Below are 252 nucleotides of genomic sequence, written 5' to 3'. Positions count from 1 at the left end.
GACTGAGCTAACGGCCCATCTTAAAACTTTCTATTACTTCGAATGATTCGCTTCGCTCATTTCGAACCTGCAACCAGCTTGCAAAAACTCGACTAATCTACCGACTGAGCTAACGGCCCATCTTAAAACTTTCTACTGCTTTTACAATCTAAAAAACTTTAAGATGGTGGGCCGTGCGGGATTCGAACCTGCGACCAATTGATTAAAAGTCAACTGCTCTACCGACTGAGCTAACGGCCCATCTTAAAACTT

The 252-nt window shown here is 43.3% G+C and carries 1 tRNA gene; it reads right to left on the bottom strand.

The window, feature by feature from the left end:
• Window positions 1-164: 164 nt before the first annotated feature.
• Window positions 165-240 (bottom strand) — tRNA-Lys (locus AAZR93_RS21755).
• Between the last annotated feature and the right edge of the window lie 12 nt (window positions 241-252).

Origin of the sequence: Providencia sp. Je.9.19 (assembly GCF_051129765.1) — a bacterium.
In the GTDB taxonomy this organism is placed as follows: Bacteria; Pseudomonadota; Gammaproteobacteria; order Enterobacterales; family Enterobacteriaceae; genus Providencia.
Note: the sequence above shows the minus strand (reverse complement) of the source record. Positions and strands in the feature narration are given on the sequence as shown.